Source organism: Haloarcula sp. CBA1131 (assembly GCF_008728975.1).
Taxonomy (GTDB): domain Archaea; phylum Halobacteriota; class Halobacteria; order Halobacteriales; family Haloarculaceae; genus Haloarcula; species Haloarcula hispanica.
The window spans coordinates 690,357-712,971 of sequence record NZ_RPCY01000004.1 but is presented as its reverse complement, the minus strand read 5'-3'; the positions used below and the strand labels follow the sequence as shown (position 1 = coordinate 712,971).

At 55.2% G+C, this 22,615-nt stretch carries 26 protein-coding genes and 4 pseudogenes; 14 read left to right on the top strand and 16 right to left on the bottom strand.

Translation table 11 applies throughout. The features are described 5' to 3' along the window. Positions 1-26: 26 nt before the first annotated feature. The 7 genes and pseudogenes from Har1131_RS21165 to Har1131_RS21135 all read right to left on the bottom strand — a co-directional run bounded on the left by Har1131_RS21165 (position 27) and on the right by Har1131_RS21135 (position 7,175). Positions 27-2,891, bottom strand: coding sequence for a UvrD-helicase domain-containing protein (locus tag Har1131_RS21165; protein ID WP_151148449.1), 2,865 nt, complete (start codon positions 2,889-2,891; stop codon positions 27-29). After that, entirely contained in the window at positions 2,888-5,476 is a 2,589-nt protein-coding gene (locus Har1131_RS21160; RefSeq protein WP_050036689.1) for a PD-(D/E)XK nuclease family protein, read from the bottom strand. Before Har1131_RS21160 ends, Har1131_RS21165 begins: the two co-directional genes overlap by 4 nt. 48 nt (positions 5,477-5,524) lie before the next feature. After that, on the bottom strand, positions 5,525-5,833 hold the full coding sequence (gene cutA, locus Har1131_RS21155) for a divalent-cation tolerance protein CutA (protein ID WP_050036688.1): 309 nt from the start codon (positions 5,831-5,833) through the stop codon (positions 5,525-5,527). Positions 5,834-6,111: 278 nt separating this feature from the next. Then, a complete protein-coding gene (locus Har1131_RS21150; RefSeq protein WP_225308227.1) occupies positions 6,112-6,309 on the bottom strand; it encodes a hypothetical protein in 198 nt (65 codons plus the stop codon). Between the two features lie 105 nt (positions 6,310-6,414). Continuing rightward, positions 6,415-6,555: pseudogene (locus Har1131_RS22890) on the bottom strand (cell division control protein Cdc6); the annotation flags it as partial. After that, positions 6,537-6,808: pseudogene (locus tag Har1131_RS22655) on the bottom strand (transcriptional regulator); the annotation flags it as partial. The pseudogenes Har1131_RS22655 and Har1131_RS22890, both read right to left, overlap by 19 nt. Before the next feature lies 1 nt (position 6,809). Beyond that, on the bottom strand, positions 6,810-7,175 hold the full coding sequence (locus Har1131_RS21135) for a VOC family protein (RefSeq protein ID WP_023842880.1): 366 nt from the start codon (positions 7,173-7,175) through the stop codon (positions 6,810-6,812). Between the two features lie 158 nt (positions 7,176-7,333). Between Har1131_RS21135 and Har1131_RS21130 the strand changes: the two genes are divergently transcribed. After that, complete coding sequence (locus Har1131_RS21130; protein WP_151148447.1) at positions 7,334-8,326, top strand: transposase; 993 nt, start codon at positions 7,334-7,336, stop codon at positions 8,324-8,326. Positions 8,327-8,346: 20 nt separating this feature from the next. Here the strand turns inward: Har1131_RS21130 and Har1131_RS21125 are convergent, their stop codons facing one another. Beyond that, complete coding sequence (locus Har1131_RS21125) at positions 8,347-8,721, bottom strand: hypothetical protein (protein WP_151148445.1); 375 nt, start codon at positions 8,719-8,721, stop codon at positions 8,347-8,349. Positions 8,722-9,105: 384 nt separating this feature from the next. On the opposite strand from Har1131_RS21125, the pseudogene Har1131_RS22410 reads away from it, so the two are divergent. The 6 genes and pseudogenes from Har1131_RS22410 to Har1131_RS21090 form a co-directional block, all read left to right on the top strand. Then, positions 9,106-9,375 (top strand): annotated as a pseudogene (locus tag Har1131_RS22410) (hypothetical protein); the annotation flags it as partial. Beyond that, on the top strand, positions 9,372-9,623 hold the full coding sequence (locus tag Har1131_RS21115) for a hypothetical protein (RefSeq protein ID WP_151148441.1): 252 nt from the start codon (positions 9,372-9,374) through the stop codon (positions 9,621-9,623). The pseudogene Har1131_RS22410 and the gene Har1131_RS21115, both read left to right, overlap by 4 nt. A 219-nt stretch (positions 9,624-9,842) precedes the next feature. Continuing rightward, the gene (locus Har1131_RS21110) at positions 9,843-10,163 is read left to right on the top strand and encodes a hypothetical protein (protein ID WP_151148440.1); all 321 of its coding nucleotides are present in this window, start codon (positions 9,843-9,845) and stop codon (positions 10,161-10,163) included. Between the two features lie 428 nt (positions 10,164-10,591). Continuing rightward, positions 10,592-10,792: a hypothetical protein gene (locus Har1131_RS21100; protein WP_151148436.1), complete on the top strand. Its 201-nt coding sequence runs from the start codon at positions 10,592-10,594 to the stop codon at positions 10,790-10,792. Next, positions 10,785-11,654 carry a hypothetical protein gene (locus Har1131_RS21095; protein ID WP_151148434.1) on the top strand — a complete coding sequence of 290 codons (870 nt, stop codon included), beginning with the start codon at positions 10,785-10,787 and terminating at the stop codon, positions 11,652-11,654. The genes Har1131_RS21100 and Har1131_RS21095 overlap by 8 nt, the downstream gene beginning before the upstream one ends. A gap of 130 nt (positions 11,655-11,784) precedes the next feature. Beyond that, positions 11,785-12,294, top strand: a complete 510-nt coding sequence (locus Har1131_RS21090; protein ID WP_151148433.1) for a radical SAM domain-containing protein — start codon at positions 11,785-11,787, stop codon at positions 12,292-12,294. 42 nt (positions 12,295-12,336) lie between these two features. On the opposite strand, the gene Har1131_RS21085 is transcribed toward Har1131_RS21090, so the two are convergent. Continuing rightward, positions 12,337-12,792, bottom strand: a complete 456-nt coding sequence (locus Har1131_RS21085) for a hypothetical protein (RefSeq protein WP_151148431.1) — start codon at positions 12,790-12,792, stop codon at positions 12,337-12,339. Between the two features lie 108 nt (positions 12,793-12,900). Between Har1131_RS21085 and Har1131_RS21080 the strand changes: the two genes are divergently transcribed. The 3 genes from Har1131_RS21080 (at position 12,901) to Har1131_RS21070 (ending at position 15,138) form a co-directional block, all read left to right on the top strand. Continuing rightward, positions 12,901-13,248 carry a hypothetical protein gene (locus tag Har1131_RS21080; protein ID WP_225308226.1) on the top strand — a complete coding sequence of 116 codons (348 nt, stop codon included), beginning with the start codon at positions 12,901-12,903 and terminating at the stop codon, positions 13,246-13,248. Positions 13,249-13,945: 697 nt separating this feature from the next. Further along, positions 13,946-14,740 (top strand): ParA family protein, encoded by a 795-nt coding sequence (locus Har1131_RS21075; RefSeq protein WP_004966076.1) that lies wholly within the window; start codon positions 13,946-13,948, stop codon positions 14,738-14,740. Continuing rightward, on the top strand, positions 14,737-15,138 hold the full coding sequence (locus tag Har1131_RS21070; protein ID WP_151148429.1) for a hypothetical protein: 402 nt from the start codon (positions 14,737-14,739) through the stop codon (positions 15,136-15,138). The genes Har1131_RS21075 and Har1131_RS21070 overlap by 4 nt, the downstream gene beginning before the upstream one ends. Before the next feature lie 51 nt (positions 15,139-15,189). Here Har1131_RS21070 and Har1131_RS21065 read toward each other — a convergent pair whose 3' ends face one another. The 6 genes from Har1131_RS21065 to Har1131_RS21040 all read right to left on the bottom strand — a co-directional run bounded on the left by Har1131_RS21065 (position 15,190) and on the right by Har1131_RS21040 (position 17,999). After that, positions 15,190-15,870, bottom strand: coding sequence for a hypothetical protein (locus tag Har1131_RS21065; RefSeq protein ID WP_151148427.1), 681 nt, complete (start codon positions 15,868-15,870; stop codon positions 15,190-15,192). Beyond that, positions 15,870-16,133: a hypothetical protein gene (locus tag Har1131_RS21060; RefSeq protein WP_225308225.1), complete on the bottom strand. Its 264-nt coding sequence runs from the start codon at positions 16,131-16,133 to the stop codon at positions 15,870-15,872. The genes Har1131_RS21065 and Har1131_RS21060 overlap by 1 nt, the downstream gene beginning before the upstream one ends. 473 nt (positions 16,134-16,606) lie before the next feature. After that, positions 16,607-16,786 carry a type II toxin-antitoxin system PemK/MazF family toxin gene (locus Har1131_RS22405; RefSeq protein ID WP_225308224.1) on the bottom strand — a complete coding sequence of 60 codons (180 nt, stop codon included), beginning with the start codon at positions 16,784-16,786 and terminating at the stop codon, positions 16,607-16,609. Then, a complete protein-coding gene (locus Har1131_RS21050; protein WP_129756218.1) occupies positions 16,786-17,145 on the bottom strand; it encodes a helix-turn-helix domain-containing protein in 360 nt (119 codons plus the stop codon). Before Har1131_RS21050 ends, Har1131_RS22405 begins: the two co-directional genes overlap by 1 nt. Before the next feature lie 125 nt (positions 17,146-17,270). Further along, on the bottom strand, positions 17,271-17,678 hold the full coding sequence (locus Har1131_RS21045; protein WP_129756219.1) for a hypothetical protein: 408 nt from the start codon (positions 17,676-17,678) through the stop codon (positions 17,271-17,273). A gap of 24 nt (positions 17,679-17,702) precedes the next feature. After that, positions 17,703-17,999 (bottom strand): DUF6516 family protein, encoded by a 297-nt coding sequence (locus Har1131_RS21040; RefSeq protein ID WP_151148423.1) that lies wholly within the window; start codon positions 17,997-17,999, stop codon positions 17,703-17,705. 432 nt (positions 18,000-18,431) lie between these two features. On the opposite strand from Har1131_RS21040, the gene Har1131_RS21035 reads away from it, so the two are divergent. Further along, positions 18,432-18,893 (top strand): ferritin-like domain-containing protein, encoded by a 462-nt coding sequence (locus tag Har1131_RS21035; protein WP_004965268.1) that lies wholly within the window; start codon positions 18,432-18,434, stop codon positions 18,891-18,893. Positions 18,894-19,243: 350 nt separating this feature from the next. On the opposite strand, the gene Har1131_RS21030 is transcribed toward Har1131_RS21035, so the two are convergent. Next, a complete protein-coding gene (locus Har1131_RS21030) occupies positions 19,244-19,960 on the bottom strand; it encodes a helix-turn-helix domain-containing protein (protein ID WP_004965265.1) in 717 nt (238 codons plus the stop codon). 151 nt (positions 19,961-20,111) lie between these two features. Here Har1131_RS21030 and Har1131_RS22625 point away from each other — a divergent pair, with 151 nt between their 5' ends. From Har1131_RS22625 to Har1131_RS21015, 3 genes and pseudogenes are all read left to right on the top strand, one after another. Then, positions 20,112-20,234 carry a hypothetical protein gene (locus Har1131_RS22625; protein ID WP_004965263.1) on the top strand — a complete coding sequence of 41 codons (123 nt, stop codon included), beginning with the start codon at positions 20,112-20,114 and terminating at the stop codon, positions 20,232-20,234. A 141-nt stretch (positions 20,235-20,375) separates the two neighbouring features. After that, entirely contained in the window at positions 20,376-21,254 is an 879-nt protein-coding gene (locus Har1131_RS21025; protein ID WP_007189795.1) for a sulfurtransferase, read from the top strand. A gap of 273 nt (positions 21,255-21,527) precedes the next feature. Further along, a pseudogene (locus Har1131_RS21015) lies at positions 21,528-22,306 on the top strand (sulfite exporter TauE/SafE family protein). The last annotated feature ends 309 nt before the right edge of the window (positions 22,307-22,615 follow it).

Below are 22,615 nucleotides of genomic sequence, written 5' to 3'. Positions count from 1 at the left end.
AAACTCTGTGTGAACCCTATTCTTATCTACTGATGGTCCAGCACAAGCTTACGAAGAGTCCCCTTCGATAGCGGTTCAACTGACACCAGCTCCCCAATAGCAGAATAAAATAGGCTTGTGGTTACCGCTCGCTCCGGATACTCACTGGCGAGTACGTGATAATACACGCTCAGTTGCTTGCGATACTCGTCCTGTGCCCGTCGGCTTCGGTCAGTCTTGTAGTCGATTATCTCGACTCGATCGGGCGTGATGTGGACCAGGTCCACGATACCCGTAATCGAGACACGCTGGTCATCGATCTCGAGTGGCAGGATGGCATCCTCTTCGGCGTACAACTCTCCATCCAGCCCATCTAGCAGCGATTTGATGCGCTCCTCATGCGGGTTCGATGGTGAGACCGCCTCACCCAGCACATAGGCCTCGGCGAAGTCGTGCACCTGCGAACCAAAGTCCACCCCACTTTCTTTATCCGCGTCGGCCTCACCGGCATTGGCCTCCGATTCAGTAAACACGGAGTCATCCATCAGTGAATGTGGACTGTAGCCAACCGGCCCATCGGGTGTTGCAATGCTGAACGGCAGCTGTGCCTGGACTGACTCGTCGGGCTGGCTCGCTTCAATTTCTGTCGCCCCCTCGGTAAGTTCGACTGGCAGCTCAGAGAGGAACGTATTTGGATCGGCCCCACTGGCAAAAACGACGTGGCTCTCGGCTCGGGTGATGGCCACATACAGGAGCCGGCGTTCTTCGTCGTAGTTATCGGGGAGGCACTGCCGCAAGACATCGTAGCGCCAGTTATCGTAGACGTGTGGATACCGGCCTTCGTCAGCGAAGGTTTTGCGCTGTCGGAGCCCCGTCGCCTCGTCGTACTGCAGCACACCACTGGTCCGACCACGCGGCGGGAACCGCCCGTCGTTCATATTGGCCAGGATGACGATCGGATACTCCAGGCCCTTGGCGCCGTGGATCGTCTGGACCGTCACCGAATCCGTATCAGTAGTGGTGTTGATCGCGTGGGTACTCCCCTTGTCAATCGCGCGTTCGATAAACTGGATCAGGTCCCCGCGAGTGAGTGTTGTGGCGTCGTGGACGGACTGGATATGCGCCAGCAGTTCCCGTGCATAATCGCCAGTCAGCCCGTAACGATCGAAGACGCGCCGGGCCAGCGAACTTACTGCCTCAAGCTCCCGCAGAGTGTCCCGGAATTCGGTCATCGCTGGCGGGTAGTCTTCTCGCTCCAGTTGCGCATCGATCTCGTCAAGCGTGTAGCCCGCCCGCTCTAGAACAACGGCCCAGCCACGGTCGCCATCGGATTCGACGATCCGCAGCCACGCCAGCAGTAGCTTCGCGGGGTCACTGCGGTACAGTTCGACTTCCCCGTCGTAGGCCATCGGGAGCCCGTGCTCCTCGGCTGCAGTCAGTAGTTCTCGTCCGTAATCGCGTGTTCTGGTCAGGACCGCAATATCGCCGTGGCTCGGGGTTGTGGGGTCGCCGTTCTCGTCTTCAATCCGGTAGTCGTCGCTATCGACAATTGACTGGATCCTGGCCAGTACCGCCTCGTGTTCATCCTCATGCTGAACGGCCTCGATGCTGGTCTCGTCGAAGGTGGTATTCGAGGACAGCGAGTCGATGTCGACGGGCTCATCGATTGTTTCCGAGCTGGTCGCTGGCGTGGTCAATGCATTTGTCGAGAAGTCAAGCAGTGTCTGTGTCGATCGGTAGTTCTCCGTTAGTTCGATGTATGTTATCCCATCCGTCCCGAATTCGACCTGCTCGGAATCAGCGTTCAACTCGCTCCGGAATCGCTTCAGCCGGGTATCGAACTCCGCGATGTTCTCGACGGCGGCGTACTGGAACGAGTAGATGCTCTGTTTCCAGTCGCCCACGACACAGAGATTGTCCGTGTCGGCAAGCAGGAGCGCCAGCTTGAACTGAATCTCACTGGAGTCCTGGAACTCATCGATCATCACGTACTCGAACCCGACGCGGTCACGCAGCGCTGGCTCCTCGCACAGTGCCACGAAAGCAAACAGCTGGAGGAACCCGAAGTTCAGGTAGTTCCGTTCCAGGGCGAACTCCAGATACTCGAAGTAACAGTCGTGAACGAATGCCAGTAGCTCATTCCGATCCTCTTCAAAGACCTCGCGAGCGACGCTATCGTCGAGTTCCTTGGTTCCCCGGCCACCCCGAAGCTCCGATTTGGAAGGAGCCGCCGAGCGGTAGGTTTTGTTCGTCCCGAACCGCGAGAGATCGTCCCGGAGCGGGGACTGCTTGGGCCCATCGTTGCGGGCCTGATTTTGGGCATCGAAATACTGCTTGAACAGCTCGTAGTCCCCCAGCAGATGTTGTTTCCCCTCTCGATACCAGCCATCTGCAGTCGGGAAGATACCCTTCGCAGCGAGTTCGTTAATGAGCGAGAGCGGCTCGGTAGGTTCTGAGAGTGCCCGAAAGATGTCGTTGTACTCAGGATGGCGATCCCGGAACTGCCCGAAGAACTCACGGAACAGCTCATTCTCGAGTTGGCTATCCTCAAGGATCTGGGTACCGCCAGTGATTCGATCGTCGATGCCCAGATGCGTCGGGGCGCGATAGCCGTGCTCGTCGAGCAGGTCGTGACAGTACGAGTGGAACGTCTGGATCGGTGCGTCGGCCAGCTCACGCATTCCGTACGAACAGTGCTCGACGATGCGCTCACGCATCTCGGTGGCCGCACTGCGGGTGAAGGTAACCAGCAGGATGTCTTCTGGCTCGACGTCGGGCTGGTCGACGATGTTCGCATACCGGCGTGTGATGGCGAAGGTCTTGCCGGTGCCAGCACCGGCGTCGACATGGTAGATCCCCTCGGTCTCATCGATCAGCTGTTGCTGGGCCTCGTTCGGTGTGTCGTCACTCATCGGCTGCCCTCCAGGAACATATCGCGATGATCGATCCGGCGATAGTTGGGTTCGCCACCCAGCCCCTCAATCGGGAATCGCTCCTCGCCCGCCCGGTAGCGATTGATCTCGGTCAGTCGGTCGGCGACGAATTCCTCGAACTGGTCGAGATCATCTTTGAAGAAGTTGCGCTTCCTGACGCCGTTGAGCGCTCGAATCGCCTGGTCAGCCCCTTTCTCGGCATCGACGTCGTCGCTGGTTTCTTGATGCACGGCCTTGGCAAATCGGTCGGCGAAGTCAGACTCCCGTAATGCCGACCGCTCCGTCGTGTCCGGGAACGTGAGGTCTGTCATGATATCGCTGTAGCCCCCGAAGCCAAGCTCCTCGAAGGTCGCCACGCAGTCCTTGTAGCCATCCAAGAGGACCTCGTACGCCGGGCGCGTCCCGACGAACTCGTCGAATGACTGCGGGTAGTAGGAGACTATTGTCAGCGTATCATCCACAGCCGCGTCGCCGGTGATCGCATCGTCGAGCGTTTCGAGGAAGTGGAAGAACGAGAAGGATAGCTCCGCGTTTGGCTGGTGTGTACGGAACTGTGCCAGGTAGGCGATTGCCTGATAGTTGATTGTATCATTGGGCGGGTCCATCGCAGCCTGTTTACAGACATCGTAGGCTGATTTCTTCGACCCGCTCTTGTAGTCGAGCAGGGCTGTGGGTCCCTCCACGAGGTCGATTTTCCCGTTGATACCGAGGTCCGGGTTGGTGAACTGGCGTTCGGTAAGCGGCGAGTCCACGGGGCGGTCGAAATACGATGCGAAGAAGTTCTCATCGGGCTCCCCGGCCGGGGGCAGATCGGCAGGTGCCGTCGGTGGATTGGCATCCAGATATTCGACGATGGTTTCCAGCCCGATCCGATACTGGCGTCGGCGTAACATTCGGTCCGTCTCAGGGTAGAAGGGTTTGGCTTCCTCGAGCATGACATCGACCACCTCCGAGAGCGTGTCTGTGTCGATGATCTCGGGATAGTTGACGTAGAACTCCGCGAAGTCATGGAACAGATTCCCCTCGCGGAAATAGTCCTTGTCGGGGGAATCGACCAGCCGGCTGAAAAGATACTCCCGTGGGCTGTTGACGAAATTGTTGAGACTGGTCTGGCTGATCGTTTCGATGGGTGCCGACTCGACCGGGGGTTCGACGGCCGTTTTCGCAAAGCCATCACGGTCACCATCGACTGTTCGTTCATACCTGACAGATTCGAGGTCGCTGAATCGCTCAAAGGGCTCTTCGAGGAGTTCCTCGAAGTAGAGACACGGCGTCACCGGTTGGCCCCCAGCGGTATCCTCGACCAGATAGTACTGGTCGCTGCCGCTCTGGATTAGTCGCTGAAAGCGGCGGATATACCGATCGAACTGCGCCTCCGTGTCGACCCAGGGGCGCTGTGGAGCGCTATTGGTCCAGCCCTCGTCAAGCCCGAGAAAGAACACGGCCTGTCGGTCGACGTAGCCGGCAGATTTGGCATCTGCGAGTAACACGCCCTCGTTTTCTCTGTCCACTGGGACCTCGTAGAAATCCAGATAGAAGGCCAGATCACTAACCCGCGATTCGGTGACCACAGTGTCGTGGAGCCCGAGCGACTCGAGTTCGTCCCGGAGACGGTCCAGTGTTCGGCCGGCTTTCGATTCGTAGGCCGTGAGGAGCGAGCCAAAGGTTCGGTCCCCGATCGTCTCGCACACCTCCGTAATCCACGCGGTTGCTGGCAGGTCGGTCGCTGCCAGCCGTTTCTCACTGTGCTCAATATCAACATCGGTCCCAAGTCGTGACAGTATCGGGGCGATATCGCTGACAGTCGTCTCGGAACCACGATAGGCGACGCGCAAGAGCCGCAGTACTGCTCGCACATCGAGGTCATCGATGAACCCCGGTCCTCCATAGTAGGGAATATCTGCCGCTTCAAGCGCAGATTCGACCAGCGGAGAGTACTGGCTCGAACTATCCAGCACCACTGCGACATTATCAGCCGACTCCTCGTCGATGGTATCCACGACCGCGTCGACAATCGCCGATGGGGACCTGAAGATGTTGAACGCCGGATAGTCGAAGGTGTCGTCAGTCAACAGGGGATACGTGTCATACTCCGCTGGCAGGATCGATCGTTCGAGTTCAGTGAACTCCGGGAGCCCAACGACGGCAACCGACTGGTCCGCGTCAACCGTGAACTCTGTCAGCTGTTGTGACGTCGACTGGCGTGCGGCGAGCCTGTCTACCACAGTGCGCGTAACGGGATCGTCGTAGGTTGGATACTCCAGGATCCCCGCGGCCTGTCCGTGGTGCTCCCAGCACTGGAGGACGTTCCCGATAGCGTAGGACAGAGCTTTCCAGGAATCGTCGACAGTGTCGGCGAGTTCCAGAAACGCCGTCCGGTCTTCGGCCTGCTCGCGCCGCCCAGCGGCCAGTCGGCGTGGAGTGGTTGCAAACGTCCCGAACTGTGGCCGGTCGAGCCGGCGGTTGAGGGCGCTCGCAAGCGGGGCCTCAGGAACCAAGACGAGATCATAGTCGGCGACCGATGTATACAGATCCGCAAGTGATCTTGCACGCTGAATAGGCACACTGGTAGGAGTATAACCAGTGGCAAAAAGATGGCTCCATTTCAGCGGTTATTCAGCGTCCACGTTCCTGGTTCGCCAGTCCGAAAAGGGCGCAAAAATATCAGTTTCGTCAAAGCGTTCGATACACGGGACCTCGTAGGGGTGCAACTCAACAACCCGGTCGCGAAGATCGGGATACCGGTCGGCTGTCGTCTTCGCCAGAAGGATTTCCTCAGCATCGGTATGGATTTCGCCCTCCCATCGATATATCGAGTCACAGGCCACACGGTTCACACACGCTGCAAGTCGTTCCTCAACGAGTGTCTGCGCGATCTCCGTTGCAGCCTCTTGTGGAGCTGTGATATAGATCGTCGGCATCAGTTACTGCATTGGGATACACGTATATCAGAACTCCCGCTGCTCGACTTGCGACAGAGGAAGCGTCGCCACGCGGACAGCAAATACCCTCTGACGCTCGCAGCAGTTGAACCACTACGCTCGGTCTTGCCAATGTGGCCTCCCCACAGACGCTTCTGAATTAGGACGGTGTACCGTCCACAGAATCGTAGATGTGCTAGCACCGGAACATCGGTGTTCGGTAAGAACGGCAAGGTTCTCACCGTGTCAGGATTGGCATGGCTCGCTGGTCGATCCCACTACTCTTCACTGCTGGGGGCGATACCGAGCCAGACCGCGATATATCGATACGCAAAGACAATGCCGAGGATAATCACCATTTCAATCCAGAATGAAATCTCACCCACAGCCGCTTGAAGCACTTCAAGGATGAAAAACACCAGAAGTAATAACGCAATATAGTACAGCGCGAGTTCCGGCAGTTGGTCTTTGTCCATGCATTCCATACGACGGGACCCCTCTCAAACTCTTTCCTCTACGCCGACAGGGTCAGCTACAATCGAACACAGTCCGGCCGGAAGGATCGAAAACCGGCGACGAGGGTCGATCGCCTTCCGTGCGTCACCGTGACTTTGTACAGCGAACGCCGCCACGAGCGGAATCACATCGGCTTCGAGAGCATCTCGGTGGAACGCATCACGTCGATTTTCGGGAATTTCGCGCAACTGGTTCGCATCGTAGTTGCGAGTTCTCGACGGACACCGTAGAACCTGGGAGTGGTCCGCACAGTCGACCAGTGGTTCTCTAAATCGCTGACCCGAACGGTCGTCCCCTCGATAGATGTCGGCTCAAAGCCGAAGAATTTCTGCTCTATGACCGTCGTGATGCGAAACAAGGCGCTGTGAATCACCCGGCTTTGTGTCCGGGTCGTGTGACGACGTACCCCGTCCGGGAGACCTGTTCGGTCAGCCTGTGGTAGCTGAGAGCGCTGTAGTAGCTATTGTTGGTACTCGCTGACGCAGAATCCGTTACCCTCGGGATCTGACATCACTGTCCAAGTGGCGGTGTGCGTTTCGTATTCTTCGGTCTTGGTTTCGCGGACAGACCCACCTATGTTACAGAGTTGTTCGACTGTCTCCCTTCGATTCTCGGTTGAGACATCAAGATGAATGGGGAGATCTCGCTCCGTTCCTTTCGGTTGTTCTTTGAACAGCAAATCCGGACCATCTCCAGGCAGGTCAACGATTTCAGGTTCAAGCGATTCTGGCAGCTCACGTCGTGTACCTCCGAGAGCGACTGACCAGAACTCTGCCAGTTGTTCCACTTCATCACAAGCAAAGGTAATAAATTGCACGCTTGGCATGCATTTTGGTTATATTTCGGAGGGTAAAAACACCTATTGGATACGGAAAGTACTACCACGACTATCACCGGGAAATCCTCTGGGGAGACCGATAACCCTGTATGAGGGTGTCATAGAACAGTTACCACACCACAGAGCAGGGTGAACGCTGAGGTGGTATGAGTTCAGCGACCCTGCAAGATGATCCTTCGGTAGAATCGTTCTTCAATGTCGCGGAAACTGAGACGCTGGCGCTGTTTGAACACCTCTCCTTCGGGTTTCTCGAAGAGTTCGACGTGTTCGCCCCGGCGAAGACGGGGCGAACACGAGAGCACGAGCCACCAGAGATGATGCGTGGGTTCCTCCACTGCTACTACCACGACGTCTACGGGATTCGTCTCGTTGAACGAGAGCTTCGGAACACGGTCGTTTGGCTGAGTTGTGGCTTCGATCGACCGCCGTCCAGAGACGCGGTCGATCGTTTTCTCACCGATCTCGAACACGTCGTTGACGAAGTGTTCGACCACCTCGTCGAGCAGGCCGCCTGCCGCGGCCTGCTCGATGTGACCTACTGCATCGACTCAACTGATGTGAGGGCGATGCCCGCCGATCCAGACGCGACGAAGTGCTACGATCCAACCGCCGACGAGTACTACTACGGCTACGGTTGCACGATCGTCTCGACCGGACAAAAGATCCCGATTGCAGCGGAGTTCACCGCGAGTAAACAAGCGCCAGAAGAGACGGCGATGCGCGTCACACGTGACGCGCTCGCCGTCGCCAAGCCGATCTGGATGCTTGGAGACAGCGCCTACGACACGCTCGACTGGCACGACCACCTGCTGGCCGCAGGAGTCGTGCCAGTCACCCCGTACAACGCGAGAAACACCGACGACCCGCTCGATATCGAGTACAGGGTCGAAGACCTCATCGACGAACACAGCGAGGACGTTCAGCTGAAGCAATCGACGCTAGACGAGACGTACAATCGCCGCACAGGAGTCGAACGAACCAACGAATCAGTCAAGGACTGCGGCCTCGGGCGAACGCACGCCCGAGGCCGCGTCCACGCACGAGCGCAAGTGTTTCTTGCGCTGTGCCTTCGCCTCGTCGTCGCAATCACCAACTACGAACGCGGAGACAATCCGGGAAGTACCGTAATCACGGTGTGAGAACTCTTCTATGACACCCTCTACTTGTAGTTATTCTCGTGAAATAATTCCTGCTGCACACGAATCTCATAACGAAGCATCGGAATATATGAACCGTCAACGATAGCCGTCCTCTTTGAGAGAAGCTCAAAAACGCCGATTTCCCGCTCAAGAAGCGCTAACTTTGGGTCTTTGGAATCTACGAATACCCCATTATACAGAAGCCCACCTTTCCCATCAAACCCGATTGGATACTTCATCATCTTCACAAAATGGATTGGTTCTGGCCTCTCACCCTGAAAAACAGTTTTTAACCACCACTTGGATGCGGTACGTTTTTCGTCCTCACTCGGATGCCTAACTCCAATTGATATTTCGAGATATTTCTTACAAGCATCCAGAAGATTTTCGTTCATCACTCTCGCTCGTCTCGTCCGAATAATGTACCGTCCACCTTGTTATTCTATGGATGGTTAAGTATGTCTGCGGATTGACCAGACTTATAGAGGAATATTGATATTGTACTGGTACTGTGAAGCATCTCTATCGTCGTGTAGATGCGCGGATACGGACTCTGTCGCGCGGAAGATACGCAGTTCTGACAGGTATTCTAACCGGCATTGCTGTCCTTGTATTCACCCTGTTACTGGGTGATTGGGTCCCTTTTCAGGCGGTGTCGATGTCTGTCACAATAGCTGTCGTTTATTACATACTTGACCCAAATAACCAAGCCGAGTAAGGATCATCGAGCTGTTGAGAGAGCTTTCTCTTAGACGAACAGTAGGTACTTTCTCTGTACTGACCGTCCCGCACGCGAATTACTCACCCAGGGCCGACCGCTCTTCCTCGGTGTCGACGGCGACGGCGCGGCGCATTACTGGGACAGCTATGAGTTCGCCGTGGCTGTTGTGGCGGCTGATGGGGACTCCGAGAAGGTTGTGCTGGCGGAGACGCTCTTCGAGACGCTCTCGGAGTGGTGCGAGTACACGCGTGGTGAGCGTGGCTGGGACGTTGGGCCACACGTTGGTGGGTCGCTCGTCGGCGATCTCGTGCGAGGTGTTGAGGCGTGAGCTGCACTGTGGAGGAACGGAAGCGAGTGCGGCGGGCAGCACGGGCGATTCAAGAGGAAGTGCCGACCGAGTCCGTCGACGTGCTTGCGCCGAGCGCGAGTCGGTACGGCGAATGGACGCTCGACGCTGTATTGCGTGATTCGGAGGGTGTGCCGCCCGAAGTGCTCAGGGAGTTGGCGTTGGCTGGGTTGACGTTGCAGCCGACGCCGTCACAAGCCGAGTACCAGTACGTGGCGGCGACAGTGTAAAAGCTGCTAACCAACAATAGCTGACCAACACCCACGGCGTTGGTTAGCTGACGACCGATTAGTTTCTGCCCGTCGTTTGTTTCTCACCATCTCACCAGAAATACCGGTTCAGTGAGTATGCGAACTGACCGTCAAGATTTCTACCAGCTCAGAGAGATGTGAGTCGGTCCTGACCATACATCAACAAAATAATATGCTGGGAGAGTGAGGATTCGGCGTATGTCTCAGCCCTCGGATTATGTCGAGATACAGTATGAGGTAGCGAAACTAATCGATTCAAATAAAGAACTGACAACTGAGGAGTTTGTCAAGGCTGCCCGAGAAGAGCGTGCTATTTCAATGTTGGACAGCCAGTTTGGTGATATTGTGGACCTGAGCCTAATAAAAAGCCAGCCAGGATTGATGGAAGAAATAGAGGAAGAGCTTTCTGCCGCTGTTGGAGGAAACCCACCTAAGGAATATGGTATTATGGAGAATGGGCTGGCTGGCTATGTAGTACACCTTACGGAGCTAGTTGATAAAGAACATCAAATGGACTGATACTGCCTATCCGCATCCACATACTTGCGTGATCACTCCTACAAGACTCACAGCTGTTCTTGCCGTCAACAGCAAGAGAACGACCAACTAATCGGACAGCTACGAGTTCGCCGTGGCTGTTGTGTCGGCTGACGGTGAGACAGAGAGTGTTGTGTTAGCTGAGACGCCTTTTACTGAGTGGTGCGAATATACTCGCGGAGAACGCAGTTGGGACATCGGCTCCCAGGTTGCCGGATCGCTCGTGGGTGGTTTCGCTCGGGGTGGAAGCATAAGCTATACCGCGGAAGAACGTCGGATACAGAGTGCAGAGTGGGAATCCGGGACAAAGTACCGACCAAGTCGATACTCGTAAAATGGGTATATGTCCTGCGGTAAAAGGTGAACCCGGATCCCAGAACTGATTTTACTAGTGATTGTGTACGTTCTGTATGGCCGATGCCTTTGAGACAGCATCAAATCTACTCATATTGATATTCGCGGTAATTACCCTTGTTATCATCACACAAAGCTTGCGGGGCGGGAATACGGCTTCGCTGGTAAATCTCTTTGTAGACCTCGCAATCCCCCTCATTGTCATCGTTACGCTCCTAACCATTCTTTTCCAGTTCATTGAGGAAATCAATGGTTGAATCGTCAAATGCTGATTTACAGGTATCATATGTTGATCGAGATGCCCTACAGCAAATGCTGACGTGGCAACAGAACCGGTATCACAGTCTACAGTCCCTTGCTATGGGCTTTTTGGGTGCCAGTATTACGATCGTCGCCGTGATTGCGACGATTGCTGTCGCGACATATGATCTTATTCCAAAAATCCCCGGAGAGGCAGCAGCATACGCTAAACCAGCTGGTCAACTCCCAATTGAGATGTCAGCTGTGACGCTGCAAGGAATTATCGCCATCAATTTTCTCCTTTCTATTTCCATTCTTGCAACAGCAGTAATTTTCTTTCTGAAAGGAGAGTACAAACTATTTAACCTGACCGTGGGGTATCGAAGTTCGATTCACTTCGATTCGTCTGAAGTCGTCATACCAGTCAACAAAATACCCTCATCTGGCCACTCACTATCTATCCAGAGTAGGTATGCAAGTGCGGTACGCCAAAATCAGGCGCTACTTCAGGAAGCATATGACGCATTTTTAGGTGGAACGCTCAGAATTCCAGTCGCAATACTCTTTGGAATAGTATCTGCACAAGTATTTTTACTCTCATCTGAAATATCAGCTATACAGCTGTTATGGATAAATCTTGGTTACACAGGATTGTCGCTTCCGATTAGGTATGTCGGACGTGAGTTACTCTCCGAAACTGATGAGTCAGCTACTGATGATAGCTATCCATCACTAGCCGAAGAACTGTTCGAAGAAAATGGCCGAAAAAGCAGGTGGAAACGTGTTGATATGGGGAGGGGAGAACGGCTGCTCTCATCTGCTCCAGCGGCCCTCTCGCTGCTCAGCATAGTGTTTTGGATCGGGGCGGTACTTGTCTAATACTTCGATGATGATTCGCTTAATCGCCAACAGGTGGACGAATGCACCAATCAAATCCTTAGTCCACTTGATCTTCGCCTACAATCCATCAGTCCCTATCTAAATTGCCCGTCCATCGCGAATATCGCCGATGACTCGCTGGCAGGCGTTAGATACGCTCCAGCAGGCCGGTGTGTCGGTGTTCGTCTCGATGTCGCCCACACACCCGACGATGGGCGAAGACGACTTTCACGAGCTACTCAGCTACTTTAGAGCGCTCGGTGAGGTTGTTGTTTTCCACGAACCAATCAACCCGAGGGGCCAGAACTTCCAGCAGTGTCTCACTGCCGCCAAGCAAGCCGGCTACGACGACATTGTCGAGGAACTCCAGCAGATGCAAGACAGCCACCAGTACTGGGTCGAATACGCTCTCGAACAGTTGAATACAGTCCAACAGGTCGCAACGCGCTTCGACGGGCTCGAAGTGCATTCCTGGCCAGACGATGAGCTGGTGCGCTCGACGAGCGGCCAACTTCGGTCGAAGCTCAGGGCAATGCAAGAGGACGTCTCACCGGAGTCGTTCTCTGGGAAACAGACAGGTACGTCATCGGCACAGTCAGGACTGACTGGACAAAAAAGCGCGTTAGACCAGTTGCTCTAATAGGATCACAAAAATACTGCACTGCTACCCGCGGAAGGGTGATTACAGCAACTTCGGCGTGTCGCTCGGTCCACAAACGACGATATTTGCTGTCGCTGCGTCGGTGTACTCCTCAATGAACTGTATCCCATCATCCACGACAGAGTCAGGTACGACAAGGGCCCGTGTATAACCGGGTTTCGAGAAGTCTTCGAGTTGGTCAAGCGCGTCGCCGTTGAGTGAATCCCCAGTTTCGATTTCAACGACGATGCTATTGTCCGCAAAGCCCGTCAGAACAAGGTCCGGAACGTGATCGGTCCCTGGCGTCGCTGACCGTGGATTACCCGCCGCGTCCACGTCGATATGATCGACGTAGAGTGAGGAGTCCGCTGCGGCTGCCTGAGATACCGCTTGATAGGTGTCTTCGAGAACATCGTCATGATCTTTGTTCGACTGACTCAACTGATCCAGGACGTATCCTGCTGCAATCGTACCGACAATCGCTAGTCCAGTGCTCATTGTGTTTCTGTCTCCGATCTTTTTCACTGGGAGACAACTTTTCGATGAGGTGGAGACAATATAAACACTCGCCCACCGGAGTGAAAGTAATAGCCAGAGTCGCAGTAGGTGGAGACGATTCACCGCGCACAGGTCGACCTCGAGTCGTTCGCAGCGGCACACCCCAACGCTGACCCGTGGATGGGCTGGTTCCGAGCGAGCGACGGCCCGATCGATAGCGGCGCAGCCTATGGCGACATCGACAGCGAGCCCGATCTGGCAGAGTTCATCCACAGCAACGAGAACAGTCAGCTGGGCCTGACGAATCTAAAGTACGACAGCCGACTGCTGAAGCTCGTTCTGTCGGAGAGTGGTTGGCTCGCTATCTACGATCCCAAAGATATGGACACAATCGAGTTCACGCGGTTCATCCACGACGAGGTGCTGCCGCACACGTCGCCGAAGCTGAGCAAGTAGCTCCGTCCGGTATATTTTTATAGATTTATAGCTCATATCTATATGGAACAACGAGGGCTCAAGCTTGAGCAACCTATTCTTATACTTTCTAAACTGTGGTAGCTGTTGCTCTGTCGTGTAAGCGGTCAAAATAAGTTGTATTTAAACCACACCATCGTCATATTGCTGTCACGAGCTGGATGGAGTGGCCAGCGTCCTAAATCCCTGCACGGTCTGCACCGTGCTACCGATTACTCGGTCAGAGAAAGGACCAACATGATGCCACCTGCCACACCGAGTAGGTTCATCATGTTCACTGCAATCCCTGCAACAAAGAGTAGAATGAGGGACAGCACAGTGAGGAGAAGCGCTGTACAGAGGATGCGCATGTTCCGAGGAATACCGGTTCGTCTGGTATTCCGAGGACCATGGTGACGACTCCTTTCTGACGACATATAAAGGAGAAGATACAGCGTTCGGTTCGAGGGCGAACATTGTAGGGCCGGTAACCCGGCCACGCAGGGTTTTGGAGCCTGCTACGTGCTTCGACACCCGCTGGTCTGAAGTGGAACAACAAGGACTCAAGCGAATGTCTTATATTATAGTTTGTTAGACTGATATAAAAAGGTTTTGGTTGTTGGACTTATGTATGTGTTTTGAACAATAGAAATTGTGTCTGACGCAGTACTAAGTAGTTCGGACGGTTTTGATAGTTTGTATGGCCGAACCAGCCAAAATAGCAGTCAGTAACCAGAAGGGAGGTGTTGGAAAGACAGCTGTCGCCATCAACGCCGCTGGGGCACTGAACGCCCGTGGCCGGGACGTCCTCTTTGTCGATCTCGATCCACAGGGGAACGCGACAGAGAACCTCGGACTTCGCGAAGCGTACGATAGCGAGCCACCCTCACTGTTCGATATCCTCAGTGACTCCGAGCAGCGTGATCGTATCGGTGAGCTCGTTCGCGAGCACGAGGAGATGTCTGTCATCCCATCGAATATCGATATGACTGCTGTCGAGCCAGAGCTGACACTATCTCGGCGATCCGGTGAGCAACTCGCACTCGCGCTGGAGCACATCGAAGACGAGTATGACTACATCATCATCGACTGCCCGCCCTTCCTCGGCAACCTCATGGACAACGCCATGTTTGCCGCACAGAACGTCCTCATTCCGGCGCTGGCGGAAGACACGAGCAAACGGGCCTTCGAGTTACTGTTTGACCACATCGACGCCCTCGAGCGCGACTACGAGATTACTATCCGCGAACGTGGGGTCGTCATCAATCGGATCGACGTCCGGAAGACACAGGCCCAGGAGATGATCGAGTGGATCGACAACGCCTTCGATGACACACCCTCGTGGGAGGTTCGCGAACGGGCCGCGATCCAGCGGGCACTCTCCAATGGAGCCTCAATTTTCATCGAGGAACCGGATTGTGACCAGATCGAGGTCTTCGAGCAGTTGGCTGCGAACCTCGACGAGCAGTTCGACTTCCAGGAGGTGACTGTATGAGCGACGAGCGCTCCGAGCGACTGCGACAGCGTCGGAAGCAATCACAAGAACGAGCCCAAGACGTGAGCACTTCCGAGACGGACGAACCAGCCGAGACAGACAAGCCATCCAAACCATCCAAACTAGACAAACAGTCAGAACCATCCGAACCAGACGAAACCAACGTCGATGATGGGTCGGTGAAGGAGGAGCAGGTCGGGACCTACATGTACCTGCCTAAGTCCCAAAAGAAGGACCTCGAACGCCTCTACAACATCCTCAAGGCGGAGTACGAGTACGAATACGACGAAGAGTTCGAAAAGAACCGCGCCTTCTACCCGCTCGTCGTCAAATGCGGTTTGGACAGTTTGGAGGATTTGGACGCTTCGGACATACGAGAGCGTTTGGATTCGATATAGTAGCATACGGTTTATTGAAACCAGGCTTGCAGCCGGAGGTAACCCCTGGGGTCAGTGGTCCAAGACAACATCAGCAACACCCTCGAAGTCACAGTGTGGGCACGTGAGCGACAGGCCGTCGACGGCCCCCACCGCAGCGCCCTGGAGAATCCCATGGCAGATTGATTTTGAACAGGAGGGACATGTGACCGACTCAAGCGCGACAGGTTTCTCGTGGCGCAAACAGTCCTTACAGCCCGAGTATGTGGGGCGAACGGTATTGGAGCGGACAACACGGTACGAGGCCCCAGGGTTGCCGCCGCCACAGGCCGGCTGTGCTTCACCGAAGGCAGCTGCCTGTGGGTCCGGGAAATGGTACGTGTCTCCTCCTCCCGTCACGACTACCCACGGAACTTGCTGAGTGAGTCGCTCGACGTCGTGGACATCGAATACCTGGCCGTCCTCAGTCCAGTCCTCGGTCGCAAGCACATGGAGCGACGCCGTGTAGCGGTCTGGATACGCGACGAGTTCCAGACCGAACACCGACGCCCCGCAGGACAGTCGGCATACGCGCTTGGACTCGCGAGCATCGCTCGGGTCTTCGATGGACCGGTCGACGACATCAGTGACATCCCAGGTTCGCGAGTCGCCGTTGACAACGAGGACATCACCTTCCTCGATGCGCTGGATTGTCTCGACAAGTGCTGGGTCCATCCCAGCGTCGACGGTCGCAGCTGCGTCGGTCGCGCCCATCAGTCATCACCGGGCACCGTGTCGGGATGGGCGTTCCAGAGCCGGCGGGCGGGGCCGTTCTTCGGCGGCGTTTCGTAGTCGATATCGTGGCGGTCCAGCACCCGGTAAATCGACCGCTTCGAGACATCGTGTGCAGTGGCGAGGTCGACGACATCAAAGCCAGCCTCGAGGGCCGCTTCGAGATACGGTGCCGACGTATAGGCGTCCGGCGAGAATTCGTCCAAGTCGAGTGCAGCGACGAGTTCGGCCTGGCAGTCCTGCATCGGGGGCTGTGAATCGGGGGCAGTCATAGCCGTATATGTCAAGATGACTAGCCGGATTTCCTAGAGTGTTTCGGCGAAATCGGGTCGAGTGAGCACCAGCGAAATAGCGGCAAGAAATGCAGTCATCCATCCCCTCCCCCCTTCACTCAATTTAATACCCGCGCGTGCAGGGGGCGCAATTGGGAGTCAGCAGTTCGAAGCCGCTACCGACCGATTCTGAGACCGCCCATATATTCGACTACTGAGAATATTGAGCAAGCATCGGACAGTTGTTGTAGCGGGTTCGAATCCGCACCGGTATCCGACAGTAAGAGTCAGGTGTCGGGTGTCGGTGTGTATCGATGGAGTTCCGTCACAGTTTCGCCGACAAGCGACGGGACAAGCGTCCCTTGCTGGCGGTCAAAGTCGCGGTGCTTGATCGTCGTCGTATACCACGGCGAAATGTAGGCATCTGCGTTTGAACCGCCCTCGAGCTACGCGTCGTCTGGGACGGCGATTGCGCCGGAGTGCTGCTGGGTTGTCATCGCGAGGGCGATACATTCCGTGTGTGCGAACGGATGCGAGCTGTCGCTGACGATGACCCAGGGCCGATACGATGGCCCCGATTTGTGTGGCGCAGGCCCCCACCAGACATCACCCTGCTCGTAGGACATCACTCCTGATCTCCGGATTCATCGATACCAGACCCCCACTCAGCAGGGTCTTCGGAGCCGAGGCGATCAGTCGCTGCGCGGGCCGTGGCCATCGCACTGAGTGTCTTGTCGATGTCCTCGGCGTCGCTGATGGCCCAGTACTCACCACGATGGCGCACGAGGTCACGGTCTTCGAGCCGTGACAGAACGACGCCAACACTCCCACGGGCAACGTCTGTTGCGTCGTGGATTTCCTTCGGTGTATAGGCTTGCTCTGGGTGGGTCGCGAGAAACGAGAGGATGTCCTCAGCGTTCGTCCGTCCGCCCGAACGGAGATCCTCACTAGATCCTTGTTCGAAGCGATCGATGTCAATGGGCATACACCGTAGTTTGTAATCGGATGTAATAGCTGTAATGGGTGTAACGGCACTCAAGATAGCAGTATCTGAGATTGGAATTGGGAGTAACGACTTTGAAAATAAGATGCTACGATGCAGGGGTGATCTTACGGCGCAATCGGGGTATCATTGCCAGTATCGAGTCCCTGCAGTGGGACTTCACCAGCAAACTCGAATTCGTCGTACCAGACGGTGGGCCGTTTCGCCCGTCCCTCGTCCTTGAGCTCAATCAGCCCATAGTCAGCAAGTTCGTGGACGTTCTCGGTCACTTCAGGCGGATGGCGGTCCACAATGCGTGCGAGTTCGCGAATGCTGTCCGGTTCGTGGTCGACGATCGCCTCTAAGAGTGTCAGATTCGTCGGTCGGAAGAGACGGCCAAACGTCGCGAGGCTTTCGATACTCAGTCGAGACGGGTTTGCTTCGACGTCTTCGCCCTCGTCGATTGCTGCAAGGGTATCTTCGAGGCCGCTACGGTCGGGTCGCGTACCAATCGTAATGTGGAGTGTTCGGGTCATGGGTTCGTGTGTGAGTGAGGGATACTACCAGTCGATGCGTTTCTCAGGCGGGAGTGCAGCACGCCACGCTTGATGCAGTGGCTGGAGTCCGTCGAACTCGAGTTCGAAGACCTGTCCCGCGATGTGCAGTTCATGTGGCCCGTGGTGGTTGTCGAACCGGATGATGGGGTCCGCAGCACCAGCCTCTCGGTAGTGGAACGCGTACTTGACGCCGTCTGGGTACTGGTCAGACTCGGGCACCTCAAGGACGCGTACTCGAGCGACAGTCCCGTCATCGTAGGCTTGAATCTCATCTTCCAGCACCACAACGTCATCGCCCATCGATAATTGTTAGTTTGTATCCTAACAGTAAGTATGTTAGGGTCTAAGCTAACAGTAGTAGCAATAACGACTTGTCCATTAGTCGTAACAGACATCCCCGATTTACACTCGAAACCCGGTGTGTGGCCGGCAGATTGATACACTTGCTAGGGCCGTTATTCAAGTACAGCCACGCATAAATGCCACCAGCGACAGAAGTGCCTATCAACGCTAAGTGATGAACTTTCACTTGCATTCTGGTACCAGTATAAGCGTCACTGACGGCTCAGCAGCTATTATGTGTCCTCCGTGGGATGTGTAGGTTCTGTCAACGCTGATATTTATTAAACAGTCCAGCAGGTCCACCTGCTCAGTACCGGTGTCTTGGTCTAACGCTACGCTTGTCACAGGACAATACAATTCTTATATTTCCACCAGTCTAACACTTATCCGATGACCTCGACTACAGATGAAGTGATCTCGGTACTCCAGAGCGCGTACTTAGAAGAATTGGAGACAGTCATGAATTACAGGACTAATTCGATTGTTCTCGATGGTGTTCGAGCGCAAGAGATCAAAGAGAGTCTCGAAGAGGATATTCTAGAAGAACTCACACATGCAGAGTTACTGGGACAGCGACTCAAACAACTGGACGCTCGACCACCTGGATCCGCCGAGTTTACTGCCCAGCAGGAAAGTCTGCAACCCCCTGAGGATTCGACTGATGTTCTGGCAGTCATCAGGGGCGTTCTCGACGCTGAAGAAGACGCGATTTCGACGTATAGACAATTAGTGGATCTTGCACGTGAGGCTGACGACCCGGTTACGGAGGACTTGGCAGTAGAAATTCTCGGGGACGAGGAAGCCCACCGGACGGAATTTCGTGGATTCGAGAAGGAGTATAGCGAAAACTGAAACAATAGTTGCGGTGTTTCGGTATCTCTCTCGCTCAAAGTGAGAGTGGTATCGGTTTGTCGTACGACAACCACGTAGCTATGGGTGTACGGTCGTAATACACAACCGGCCTGTGGAGGTCCCTGACGACCAAGTCCTAGACCTGCCACTGACGACTCTATGGAAAGCTAACCGATGCCTCAATGTGCCACCTGTGGTCATCACGTATCCGAACAGTTCCAGCGTGTGTTCAGTGATACAAAGGGAGAAGTCTACGCGTGTCCGAACTGTTCGGCGAACGCAGGTATTGGGGAAGCGACCCAAGAACGACGTGTGAGCCAGTCAGAATAGGGACCGTACCCTGGGACCGATTACTTCCTCGAGATATAGGACTCAACGAGGCTAGCCTCCGCTTTTCGCAGCCTGTACGAAACCGTTGAGCGTGGCCAATCGAGTTCCGCTGCAAGCTCATCAAGGGTCGTTTCGCGTGGGGTTTCGTAATATCCCTCTTCGGCGGCCAGTTCAAGCACTCGGCTCTGTTCAGGCCGAATAGAAACTGAGTCAAACAGCGTGAGCAACGGCCCAGTCGCGTCACTCACGTGGTCGAAGTGAAAAGACAATCCGTCTTGGAGCAGACCGCCTAACGTGTCGTACAGCATACCGACTTTTTTATCGTCCTCCATAAGGATGCGCCAGCGTTCAGTGTCCCCTTCACGGATAATCTCGAAGAGGAGTGCCCCGGTTATATACCGGTTAGTGATAGTCGGGATTGAATCGCAGTGGACGAGATTTTCAAAATAGCTGTAGACGAGGCTTCGCTGTGGGCTGTTTTCCAGTACGTCACAGTAGTGACGGCCACCACAGGCGCGGTCACTGATACTCAACTGATTGTACGTCGACCCTGTCAACAGTGCTGTCGCTTGTTCGACGAGTGAGGTGGGACCGGTTATGCGGTCTAACCGCCAGAGCTGCGCGTTTCCCATCGAACAGAGGAACGTCGTGGAACGGGCTTCCGGTGTCTCGATGAACAGGTCCATCAACTCGTCAGTGTTGGCTTCGTACCGGATTTCGAAGACGAACTCCCGCATCTACTGTAATTTACGCATCAACGGTACAGTCAATTTCGGTTCGAATCGGACCGCTATCCATGTCGGTATGCTGGAGAGTGGGCACGCTGGTTCCGATTACTTGTCGTAGGACAACGAAAAGCTCAGGACGTCATGGTAACAAAGGTTGAATATGAGTAATACCACTGCTGATGGCTCTCTGCCGTGGTTTGTCAAAGTCGTCATAGCTGTCGCACTCATGGTCGTTCTATTCATCATCGGTATCGATCTGCTCACGTTCGCTGCAGCGTGGTAGCCAAACAAGGCTGACCGCGTAGGTCACAGTCTGACAGTTAGTTCTTGGCTGATGATTGTCGGCTACCAAGGCTAGAGTTATGTGGACAGGTCAGATGTTCTTAAATAGACCAGCTCCGCCGCTGGCAATGGTGAGTTGCATATGAATGCACGGCTGAGTGGAACTATAGAGTCTGTGAGAAATGCTGTCGTTACTCCCGCGTGGCTCGAAGAACACCTCGACGAGGCCGAATCTGAGTCCCATGAACTACGCTTAGTGGAGGTAGACCTCAACACAGCGTTCTACGAGCAGGGGCACATTCCAGGTGCGGTCTGTATCGACTGGCAGCAACAGTTACAGCACGCGACTCGGCGGGATATCCCGTCGGAAACCGCGTTAGCTAACCTGCTCGGTGCGCGTGGCATCACAGAGGATTCGACGCTAGTCTTGTACGGTGATAACTCGAACTGGTTTGCAGCCCATCTGTACTGGATGCTTTCGTACTACGGCCACGAAGAGATGTACCTACTAGACGGAGGGCGGGAACACTGGCTTGAGTCGGGCCGGCCGACAACGACTGCTGTGCCGTCCTATCCGACACAGTCATATCGCACACGTGGCCCGTTTGAACACGTCAGAGCTTATCATAGCGCTGTCAAACGGGCTCTGTCAAAGCCAACAAAACTTGTCGATGTCCGGTTACCAGAAGAATACGACGGCACTATCCTTGCCCCGCCTGGAATGACGGAATCGGCCCGGCGGGGCGGTCACATCCCCGGCGCGAAGAACATCGTGTGGTCAGAGAACCTCCAGTCTAACGGGCGGTTCAAATCTCCCGAGACACTGGCGGAGCTCTACCGAAATCGAGGCATCGATAGAGACAGCGATGTCATCGTCTACTGTCGCATCGGCGAGCGGTCGTCATTGACGTGGTTCGTACTGTCCGAGTTGCTCGACTACCCGTCCGTCCGTAACTACGATGGTGCGTGGACAGAGTGGGGGAATCTCATCGGTGTCCCGATTGCAACAGGCTCAGACTAATCGAGACCATTTCGGTAGCATGATACTATTGTCATAGGCCAACCGGATAACTAAGCCACGGAGGACGCGACTATTTGCTATGCTTTCGATGCCTGCCTCGCGATTGCCCCTCGTCGGGCTACTTGCGATTCCATTCGTAGCCGCGTTCGTTATCGCCCTCGAACCAGTTGCTTTCTTGGCAATTATCAATACGGTACTCATCGTTATCGCTGTCCGCCTCATGTTTGGATCAGACGATCTCGACACGCTTGAGCGCGAGTGGCCTCGGATACGATGATGGCCGGCACCCACGGGACAGGCGTTATCACTGGTGACGTTAGTCTCGTTGTCTTCGCCATCGTTGGTTTGCTCGGTGGGGCGCACTGTCTAGGGATGTGTGGGCCACTTGTCACACTGTACGCCGACCAGATAGGGGATGACGGGCCAGTCAAGTGGACCGAAATCCGCCAGCACCTGCTGTTCAATTTCGGACGGACGGCGAGTTATGCGCTATTGGGGGACTCATGGGACTGCTCGGTACCGTCATCTACGACACTGCAGCAGTCTTCGCACTGGCCGACACCCTTCGGGCAGTCGCCGGAATGGCTGTTGGTGGGTTTATTATCGTGACCGGGGGCATGTATCTCCGAACCGGGACAACCGCCGGTGCTATCGCTAGTCTTGGTTCAGGGTCGTTATTCTGGCGTCTGAGCACACGGCTTCACCAGCACATCGACCAATGGGTCGGCGGTCCGCGTATCATCGCGTTGGGTGCGGTTCACGGCATACTCCCGTGTCCACTTCTTTATCCGGCGTTTCTGTACGCCTTCGCTATCGGTTCGCCGGCCTACGGTGCGCTCGCACTGTCGGTGCTCGGACTGGGCACTATCCCCGCAGTGTTTGGGTACGGTGTTGCGTTCAACTCGATGTCGCCGCGGTTTCAGTCTAGGCTACATCGCACACTTGGGGCCGTATTCCTCGTCCTGGGATATTTGCCGCTCTCGCACGGACTGATGATCTTTGGTATCGAACTCCCTCATCCATCGATTCCGATATATCAACCGTTGGGGTGATTCAGTGAGCGACTAGCCGCTCGTGGAGTGCTGACACCGGATTCGTCACACGCTGCTTCGGTGGTCAAGGCCATTGGGCAGCATCGCTAATATCCCGTCTAAGGCAACGATGGCCGTCCTGATAGTGACAAATAGCCTGCTAGCCGTGCTCGACTCGTCAGACGCTGTCGGCTACTACGATACCTCGGCGCCGTGGCCAGCAGACAGGAGCCGTCGAGTTGTCCTGTGACAAGTGAGAATACAACTCTATCGGGTCGATTCAGACGAAACAGCATGGATACTAACAAGATGCAATCAGGCACTAACAGG

Excerpts from the sequence above, each read along its gene's own strand:
- Har1131_RS21040 (WP_151148423.1), bottom strand. The coding sequence starts at position 17,999 with ATGGGCGATGACGTTGTGGTGCTGGAAGATGAGATTCAAGCCTACGAT.
- Har1131_RS21075 (WP_004966076.1), top strand. The coding sequence starts at position 13,946 with ATGGCCGAACCAGCCAAAATAGCAGTCAGTAACCAGAAGGGAGGTGTT.
- Har1131_RS21085 (WP_151148431.1), bottom strand. The coding sequence starts at position 12,792 with ATGAGCACTGGACTAGCGATTGTCGGTACGATTGCAGCAGGATACGTC.
- Har1131_RS22405 (WP_225308224.1), bottom strand. The coding sequence starts at position 16,786 with ATGTCCTACGAGCAGGGTGATGTCTGGTGGGGGCCTGCGCCACACAAA.
- Har1131_RS21100 (WP_151148436.1), top strand. The coding sequence starts at position 10,592 with ATGGCCGATGCCTTTGAGACAGCATCAAATCTACTCATATTGATATTC.
- Har1131_RS21060 (WP_225308225.1), bottom strand. The coding sequence starts at position 16,133 with ATGCAGGACTGCCAGGCCGAACTCGTCGCTGCACTCGACTTGGACGAA.
- Har1131_RS21025 (WP_007189795.1), top strand. The coding sequence starts at position 20,376 with ATGAATGCACGGCTGAGTGGAACTATAGAGTCTGTGAGAAATGCTGTC.
- Har1131_RS21090 (WP_151148433.1), top strand. The coding sequence starts at position 11,785 with ATGACTCGCTGGCAGGCGTTAGATACGCTCCAGCAGGCCGGTGTGTCG.
- Har1131_RS21045 (WP_129756219.1), bottom strand. The coding sequence starts at position 17,678 with ATGACCCGAACACTCCACATTACGATTGGTACGCGACCCGACCGTAGC.
- Har1131_RS21030 (WP_004965265.1), bottom strand. The coding sequence starts at position 19,960 with ATGCGGGAGTTCGTCTTCGAAATCCGGTACGAAGCCAACACTGACGAG.
- Har1131_RS21095 (WP_151148434.1), top strand. The coding sequence starts at position 10,785 with ATGGTTGAATCGTCAAATGCTGATTTACAGGTATCATATGTTGATCGA.
- cutA (WP_050036688.1), bottom strand. The coding sequence starts at position 5,833 with ATGCCGACGATCTATATCACAGCTCCACAAGAGGCTGCAACGGAGATC.
- Har1131_RS21125 (WP_151148445.1), bottom strand. The coding sequence starts at position 8,721 with ATGAACGAAAATCTTCTGGATGCTTGTAAGAAATATCTCGAAATATCA.
- Har1131_RS21050 (WP_129756218.1), bottom strand. The coding sequence starts at position 17,145 with ATGCCCATTGACATCGATCGCTTCGAACAAGGATCTAGTGAGGATCTC.
- Har1131_RS21110 (WP_151148440.1), top strand. The coding sequence starts at position 9,843 with ATGTCTCAGCCCTCGGATTATGTCGAGATACAGTATGAGGTAGCGAAA.
- Har1131_RS21070 (WP_151148429.1), top strand. The coding sequence starts at position 14,737 with ATGAGCGACGAGCGCTCCGAGCGACTGCGACAGCGTCGGAAGCAATCA.
- Har1131_RS21130 (WP_151148447.1), top strand. The coding sequence starts at position 7,334 with ATGAGTTCAGCGACCCTGCAAGATGATCCTTCGGTAGAATCGTTCTTC.
- Har1131_RS21035 (WP_004965268.1), top strand. The coding sequence starts at position 18,432 with ATGACCTCGACTACAGATGAAGTGATCTCGGTACTCCAGAGCGCGTAC.
- Har1131_RS21150 (WP_225308227.1), bottom strand. The coding sequence starts at position 6,309 with ATGGACAAAGACCAACTGCCGGAACTCGCGCTGTACTATATTGCGTTA.
- Har1131_RS21135 (WP_023842880.1), bottom strand. The coding sequence starts at position 7,175 with ATGCCAAGCGTGCAATTTATTACCTTTGCTTGTGATGAAGTGGAACAA.
- Har1131_RS21065 (WP_151148427.1), bottom strand. The coding sequence starts at position 15,870 with ATGGGCGCGACCGACGCAGCTGCGACCGTCGACGCTGGGATGGACCCA.
- Har1131_RS22625 (WP_004965263.1), top strand. The coding sequence starts at position 20,112 with ATGAGTAATACCACTGCTGATGGCTCTCTGCCGTGGTTTGTCAAAGTC.
- Har1131_RS21165 (WP_151148449.1), bottom strand. The coding sequence starts at position 2,891 with ATGAGTGACGACACACCGAACGAGGCCCAGCAACAGCTGATCGATGAG.